Annotated in this window: 2 protein-coding genes; both read left to right on the plus strand. The window is 77.0% G+C overall.

Annotation, left to right across the window (positions count from 1 at the left end; translation table 11 throughout):
- A partial coding sequence (locus ACWCSD_RS41625) for a non-ribosomal peptide synthetase (RefSeq protein ID WP_449923218.1) occupies positions 1–3,275 on the plus strand: 3,275 nt, incomplete at its 5' end.
- On the plus strand, positions 3,272–8,400 hold a 5,129-nt coding region (locus tag ACWCSD_RS41630; RefSeq protein WP_449923221.1), incomplete at its 3' end, for an amino acid adenylation domain-containing protein. The genes ACWCSD_RS41625 and ACWCSD_RS41630, both read left to right, overlap by 4 nt.

Genomic DNA, 8,400 nt, shown 5'->3' on the forward strand with positions numbered 1-8,400 from the left:
CAGCCGGGTTGACGACGAGCGTGGGCACCAGCGTGGTGGGCCGCAGCACGCCGGGCTCGGCCACGTCGGCCCCCACCAGCGAGTTGACCCTGCCGGAGGTGGGCGTGCACGACCGGTTCGCCGACCTGGGCGGGCACTCGCTGGCCGCCGCCCGGGTGGTGACCGAGCTGTCCCGGCGGCTCGGGCACACCGTGCCGCTGGCGACGTTCCTGACCGAGCCGACCGCGGCCGGGCTGGCGGCGCGCCTGCGCGAGCCGGGATCGGCTCCGGTGCGGCGGACCGGCCGGACCCGGCACCCGCTCACCGCCGCGCAGCGCGAGTTCTGGACGTTGCGCCAGCTCCACCCGCACAGCCCGGTCACCACCGTGTCGATCCGGCTGCGCGTGCGCGACCTGAGCGGGAGCGCGCCGCTGCGCCGGGCGCTGGACGCGGTCCTGCGCCGGCACGAGGCCCTGCGCAGCACGATCTCCGTCGGCGAGGACGGCGTCCCGTACGCGGTCGTGCACCCGCCCGTCGCCGTTCCCCTGGTCGAGCATCCGGCGGGCGCGGACCCGGTCAAGGTGGCCCGGGCGGCGGTGGAGCACGTGTTCGACGTGACGACCGAGGTGCCGTTGCTGCGCGCGAGCCTGTGCCCCGTCGGAGAGGGCGTGGCCGAGCTGGTGCTCGTGACGGACCACATCTCCTTCGACGGCGGTTCGACCGGCGTGCTGATGGACGAGCTGGCCGCCGAGCTGGCGGGCGAGACCGTCCCCGAGCCGGCGGTGCAGCTCGGCGACGTGGCGGTGCGCGAGCAGGAGGACCGGCCCGACCTCGCGCGGCTGCGCGCGTTCTGGCGCGACGAGCTGGCGGGGGCGCCGGTGGCGGGGCCGCCGCCCGGCGACCTGACGACATGCCGGGTGATCAGGCCGCTCACCGAGGAGTTCACGGACGGCGTGGCCGCGCTGGCCCGCGCGTGCGGCGCGACCCCGTACGCCGTGTACCTGGCCGCGCTCGCCCTGGCCGCCGGGGAGCCGGACACGCTGGTCGGCATGGTCGCGGCGCGGCGCGCCCGGCCGGAGCTGGCCCGGGTCGTCGGGCCGCTGATCGACACGGTGCCGGTGCGGCTGCGGCCGGACGCCGCGCCGACCTTCCGCGACCTGGTCCGGCAGGCCGGGCAGGCCGCCACGCGGGCGCTGGTACACCAGGAGGTCCCGCCCGCGGACGTGCCCCGCGCCCCGGTGCTGCTGGCCATGCAGCACGCCGAGGTGCCGGTGCGCGCCGGATGCCTGGAACTGCTGACCGAGGTCGGCCCGGGCGCGGCGGTGCACGAGTTCAGCGTGCTCGTCAACCGCACGGCCGCCGGCGCCGAGCTGCACCTGGAGTACGCGGTCGCGCTGCTCGGCCGGGAGGCGGCCGGGGCGTACCTGGACCGGCTGCTGTGGCTGCTGCGGCGCGTGGTGGCCGAGCCGGACCTGGCGATCGCCACGTTCGAGCCGGTCACCCCGGACGAACGCGCCACGCTGCTGGCCCGCGCGGCCGGCCCCCTGCTGCCGGACGACCTGCCCCCGGTGCCGCTGTCGCTCGCGGCGAACGCGGGTGGCGCGGCGGGCACGGCGGTGGTCGGCCCGGACGGCGTCGCCCTGAGCCACGCCGAGCTGAACGACCGCGCCGACCGGATCGCGGCCGGGCTGCTGGCGCACGGGGTGTCGCGCGGCGACGTGGTCGGCGTGCACGTGCCGCGGGACGAGATGTTGCCCGCGGCGCTGCTGGGCGTGTGGCGGGCGGGGGCGGCGTACCTGCCGCTGGACCCGGAACACCCGGCCGAGCGGCTGCGCCTGCTGGCCGCGGACGCCGGCGCCCGCGTGGTCCTCACCCGCGGCGGGACGCCCCTGGAGACGGCGCCCGGCGAGGACGGGCCGGTGACGCTCGACGTGGACCGGCTCGCGACGGGCTCCCGCGCGGACCTTCCCGAGGTGCGCGCCGAGGACCTGGCGTACGTCACCTACACCTCCGGCTCCACCGGCGCCCCCAAGGGGGTCGAGGTCACCCACGGCGCCCTGGCCGCCCTCGTGGCCGGGATGATCTCGACGCTCCGCCTCGGCCCGGCCGACGTGCAGCCCGCGGTCGCGCCGCTGAGCTTCGACGTCTCCGCCTCCGAGCTGTGGAGCGTCCTGGCCGCCGGCGGCACGTCGGTGGTGGTGGACAGGGCCACGGCCACCGACGGGCACGCGCTGGCGGAGCTGATCACCACGAGCGCGGCCACGGTGATCGACCTGGTGCCGACCGCGTACCGGATGCTGATCGCGGCGGGCTGGGCGGGTGACCCCGCGCTGCGCGCCGTCGCCGGCGGGGAGGCTCTGGACCCGGCGCTGGCCGAGCAGATCCTGCTGCGCGTCGGCGAGTTGTGGAACGCCTACGGGCCCACCGAGACCACCGTCACCTCCATGCTGCACCGGGTGCGCGCGCACGAGGGCGACCGGGTGCCGATCGGGTCGCCGATGCCGGGCGAGCGGGCGTACGTGGTCGACGCGCGGCTGCGGCTGGTGCCGCCCGGCGCGGTCGGCGAGCTGCTGCTGGGCGGCGCCGGGGTGGCCCGCGGGTACCGGGGCCGTCCGGACCTCACCGCGGCCGCCTTCGTGGCCGACCCGTTCACGCCGGACGGCCGCTGCTACCGCACCGGCGACCTGGCGCGCCGGCGGCCGGACGGGACGCTGGAGTTCCACGGCCGCCGCGACCACCAGGTGAAGGTCCGCGGTTACCGGATCGAGCTGGGCGAGGTCGAGGCCGTGCTGCGCGAGGTCGCCGAGGCCGCGGTGACCGTGGCGGGCACGGACGCGCAGGCCCACCTGGTCGGCTACGTCGCGCCGGAGACGGCGGACCTGGCCGCGGTCGAGCGGCACGCCCGGTCCCGGCTGCCCGGCCACATGGTGCCGCGCCGCTGGGTCGCGCTGCCGGCCCTGCCCACGCTGCCCAGCGGCAAGGTGGACCGCCACGCGCTGCCCGAGCCGGACACCGGCCCGGCCCCGGCGCGGGTCGAGCCGGCCACCGAGGCCGAGCTCCTGGTGGCCGCCGTCTGGGCCGAGGTGCTCGAACGGCCCGAGGTCTGGGCCGGCGACGACTTCTTCGCCCTCGGCGGAGCCTCGTTCGCCGCGACCAGGGTGGCCGCCCGCCTGCGCGAGATGTTGCAGGTCACCGTGCCCGTGCGGTTGGTGTTCGACCGGCCGGTGCTGGCCGATTTCGCCGCCGCGCTGGAGGAACTGCTGGCCGCCGACCTGATGGAGGGGGACGAGGGATGACCGAGGTACGTGAGGACCGGATCGCCGAACTCGTCCGCTCCAGGCTCGCCGCCGCTCTGAAGCAGAAGGAGCAGGCCGCCGTCCCCCGGATCCCGGCGACGTCGGCCGCGGACATGCCGCTGTCGCCGGCGCAGGAGCGGCTGTGGTTCCTGGCCCAGCTCGAACCGGGCACGCCCGCCTACAACGTGCCGCTGACGCTGCGGCTGCGCGGCCCGGTGGACGTCGCCGCCCTCACCGGCGCGGTGGCGGACCTGGCCGAGCGGCACTGGATCCTGCGCGGCGTCATCGAGGACGGACGCGTGCGGCCCGTCGCCGCCGTGCCGGTGCCCGTGGTCGACATGGTGAACGCCGGCCCGGCGGAGCTGGAGCGGGAGCTGGCCGACCACGCCTGGCGGCCGTTCCGGCTGGACGCCGAGCCGCCCCTGCGGGCCACGCTCTACCGGCTCGGCGACGAGGAGTGCGTGCTCGCGCTCACCCTGCACCACATCGCCACCGACGCCTGGTCGGAACGCGTCCTGCTGGACGATCTCGCCCACCTGTACGCCGCCCGCCTCGGCCTGGAGCCGCCCCCCGCTCCCCCGGCCCTGCAGTACGCGGACGTGGCCGCGTGGGAGGCCGGGCGGCCCGACGCCGACCTCGACTGGTGGGCCGCCCACCTGGCGGGCCTGCCGCCGGTGCTCGACCTGCCGCTCGCCCGCCCGCGCCCGGCCGTCCCCACGTGGGAGGGGGCGGCGGTCGCGGTGGAGGTGCCCGAGGCGTTGTCGGCCAAGGTGCGCGCGGTGGCCGGGACGTCGCCGTTCATGGTGTTCCTGGCCGGGTTGCAGGCGTTGCTGAGCCGCCTGTCCGGCGTGGACGACATCGCCGTCGGCGTGCCGCACGCGGGCCGCCACCACCCCGACGCCGAGCGGGTCGTCGGCTGTTTCATCAACACGCTGGTGGTGCGCGGCGACACCGCGGGCGACCCGACCGGCGCCGAGCTGCTGGCACGGGCGCGCACGGCGGCGCTGGACGCGTTCGCGCACGCCGGCACGCCGTTCGAGCGGGTCGTGGAGCGGTTGCAGCCGGAGCGGAACCTCGCGGTCACACCGCTGTTCCAGGTGATGCTCAACGTCTACGACACCGGCGCGCCGCTGTCGCTGCCGGGGCTGACGGTCGAGGCCGGGACGCCGCCCGCGCCGACCGCCAAGTTCGACCTGAACCTGGAGCTCGGCGACGACGGCACCCGTTTCTCGGGCGAGTTACGCTTCCGCACCGACCTGTTCGACGAGGCCACCGTGCGCCGGCTGGCCGGCTGGTACCTGGAGCTGCTGGACGGCATGCTCACCGACCCGGACGCGCCGGTGCGGCTGCCGGCCGGCGACGACCTGCGCGGCCCGGACGCCGGTCTGCCCGTGGACGTGCCGCTGCACACGCTGGTCGAGCGGATGGCCGACGCCCGCCCCGACGCGGTCGCGGTCGGCTCGCTCAGCTACGCGGAGCTGGACCGCCGCGCCAACCAGGTGGCCCACTGGCTGCTGGAGAGCGGGGTACGGCCGCAGGAGCCGGTCGGCGTGCTGCTGGAGCGGCGGCCCGAGCTGGTGGTCGCCGTGCTCGGCGTGCTCAAGGCGGGCGCCGCCTACCTGCCGCTCGACCCGGTCTACCCGGAGCGGCGCAACCAGGCGGTGGTGGCCGACGCCGGAGCGCGGATCGTGCTCACCGGCGCCGAGCTCGCCGCCGCGGCGGAGGCGTCCGGCGAGCGTCCCGGCGTGGCGGTGCGGCCGGAGCACCTGGCGTACGTGATCTACACCTCGGGCTCGACCGGACGGCCGAAGGGCGTCGCGGTCGAGCACCGGCACATCACGCACTACCTTGGCGCGGTGGCCGAGGTCGTCCCCGCGGGGATGACGTCGTTCGCGCTGGTCTCCACCGCCGCCGCCGACCTGGGCATGACGAACCTGTGGTGCGCGCTGACCACGGGCGCCACCCTCCACCTGATCGACCACGAGACGGCCACCGACCCGGCCGCGTTCGCCGCCCGCCTGGCGGCGCACCCGGTGGACGCGATCAAGATGGTGCCCAGCCAGCTCGAACTCCTCGGCACGGCCGCCCTGCCCGCCAAGCTGCTGATCCTGGCCGGCGAGGCGGTGCCGGCGGACCTGGTCGCGCGGGTCCGGGCGGCGCGGCCGGACCTGGAGGTGCAGATCCACTACGGCCCCACCGAGACCACGGTGTCGGTGCTGGCCTGCGACGCCGGCCAGGCCCTGGCCGAGCTGGGGCCGGGCCGGGCGCCGCTGGGCCGGCCGCTGGCCGACGTGGTGTGCCGGGTGGCCGACCCGTCCGGACGGGCGTTGCCGCCCGGCGTGCCCGGCGAGCTGTGGATCGGCGGGCCGAGCGTGGCCCGCGGCTACCTGGGCCGCCCCGACCTCACCGCGGAGCGTTTCACCGGCGGCTGGTACCGCACCGGCGACCGGGTCCGGGTGACCGGGGACGGGCTGATCGAGTTCCTGGGGCGGATCGACGACCAGGTGAAGGTGCGCGGCTTCCGCGTCGAGCTGGGCGAGGTCGCCGCGGCGTTGCGGGCCCTGCCGCAGGTCGCGGAGGCGTACGTGCAGCCGGTCGGCGACGGCCTGGAGCGCCGTCTGGCCGCCTGGGTGACGCCCGCGACGGTGGACGTGGCGCAGGTGCGCTCGGCGCTGCGCGAGCGGCTGCCCGACTACATGGTGCCGGCCGCGATCGGCGTGCTGGAGGCGTTGCCGCTCACCCCGAACGGCAAGGTGGACCGGGCGGCGCTGCCCGTGCCCGAGGCGGGGCCCGCGGTGCGGGTGCCGCTCGGGACACCTGCCGAGCGCCTGGTCGGCGAGGTCTGGGCCGACGTGCTCGAACTCGCCGAGGTGTGGGCGGACGACGACTTCTTCGCCCTCGGCGGGCACTCGTTCGCGGCGACCCGGGTGGCCGGGCGGCTGCGGGAGCGGCTGGGCGCGGCGGTGCCGGTGCGGCTGCTGTTCGAGCACCCGGTGCTGGCCGACCTGGCCGCCGCGCTGCCCCGTCCGGCCACTGCGGCGCGCGTGCGGCGCGCGCCGGCGGACGGGCCGGTGCCGCTGTCCGGGGTGCAGGCCAGGCTGTGGTTCCTGGCCCAGCTCGAACCGGACAGCAGCGCCTACAACGTGCCGGTGGCGCTGCGGCTGCGCGGCCCGCTGCGCGCGGAGGCGCTGCTGGACGCGGTGCGTGACCTGGCCGGACGGCACCACGTGCTGCGCGGCGTGGTCGACGACTCCGGCCCCGAGCCGGTGATGGTGGTCCGGGACGCCGCCGAGGTGCCCGTCTCCACCGCGCGCGTGGACCGGTCCGAGGTCGAGGACGTGCTGGCCGGGCACCTGGCGACGCCGTTCGCGCTGGACCGGGAGCCGCCGATGCGGGCGGTGCTGCTCGCCGTCGGCGATCCTGGGGACGACGACGAGCACGTGCTCTCCCTCACCTTCCACCACATCGCCACCGACGCGTGGACGCGCGGGCTGCTGCTGTCGGAGCTGTCCGGCCTGTACGCCGCCCGCCTCGGCCTGCGCCCGCCGCTCGACCCGCCCCCGGCGCAGTACGCCGAGGTGTCGCCGGTCCCCGACCCGGCCGACCTGGACTGGTGGGCCGGGCGCCTGGACGGCCTGCCGCCGGTGCTCGACCTGCCCACCGACCGGCCACGCCCCGCGGTGCCCGACCCGGGCGGAGCCGCGCTGGACCTGGAGCTCCCGGCGGAGCTGAGCGAGCGGATCAGGACGGTGGCCGCCGCCTACCGGTCCACGCCGTTCATCGTGCTGCTGGCCGGGTTGCAGGCGCTGCTGGCCCGGCTGTCGGCGAGCGCGGACATCGCGGTCGGCGTGCCGGTCTCCGGCCGCGACCACCCGGACACCGAAGGCGTGGTGGGCTGCTTCCTCAACACCGTGGTCGTGCGGACCGACGTGGGCGGCGACCCGACCGGGCGCGACCTGCTGGCCCGCGCGCGGGAGTCCGCGCTGGGCGCGCTCGCGCACGCGGGCACGCCGTTCGACCGGGTGGTGGACCGGCTGCGACCGGAGCGGAACCTGGCGGCCACGCCACTGTTCCAGGTGATGCTCAACTACGTCCCCGGCGTGGCCGGGGCGGAGCTGCCCGGCCTGGAGGCGTCCGAGATCCACCTGCCGGAGCTGACCACCAAGTTCGACCTGAGCTGGCACGTCGTGGACGACGGGCCGGGCGCGCCGCTGCGCGGCGGGCTCGCCTACCGGACCGACCTGTTCGAACCGGGCACCGCGGCCAAGCTGACCCGCTGGTACGCCGCTCTCCTCGACGGGCTGCTCGCCGACCTGGACGCGCCGGTGGGCGCGGTGCCGCTGGAGCCGGTGACCGGCCCGGCGCTGGCCGGCGGGCCGCCGCCGGAGCCGCCCGCCGGGGCGGTGCACCACCTGATCGAACGCTGGGTGGACGAGACCCCCGGCGCGCCGGCCGTGGTGGGGGCCGACCGCGCCCTGACCTACGCGGAGCTGGAGGCGGCCGCCAACCGGATCGCCCACTGGCTGCTGGAAGCCGGGGTGAGCGCCGACGAGCCGGTCGGCGTGCTGCTGGAGCCGGGCGCGGACCTGGCGTGCGCGTTGTTCGGCATCCAGAAGTCGGGCGGCGGCTACCTGCCGATGGACCCGGCGTACCCGGCGGCGCGGATCGCCGCGATGCTGGAGGCCGCCGGGGTGCGCGCCGTGGTGACGGTGAGCGAGTTCGCGCCCCTGATCGGGGACGGCAGGCAGGTGCTGACGCTGGACCGGCCGCCGTCCCTGCCGGACACCCGGCCCCGGGTCGAGGTGCTGCCGGAGCACCTGCACCACGTGATCTTCACGTCGGGGTCCACCGGCACGCCCAAGGCGGTGGCCGCCGAGCACGGCGGCGTCCTGAACTACCTGGGCGGCATGCTGCCGCGCATCGGTGTGCCCGGCGGCTCGTTCGCCGTGGTCTCCACGCCCGCGGCCGACTTCGGTCTGACCTGCGTGTTCGGCGCGCTGACCACCGGCGGGACGGTGCACCTGGTGCCACGCGAGACCGCGATGGACCCGGCCGCGTTCGCCGACTACCTGACCCACCACCGGGTGGACGTCGTCAAGTGCGTCCCCAGCCACCTGGAGCTGCT

The organism is Nonomuraea sp. NPDC001684, from assembly GCF_053596515.1.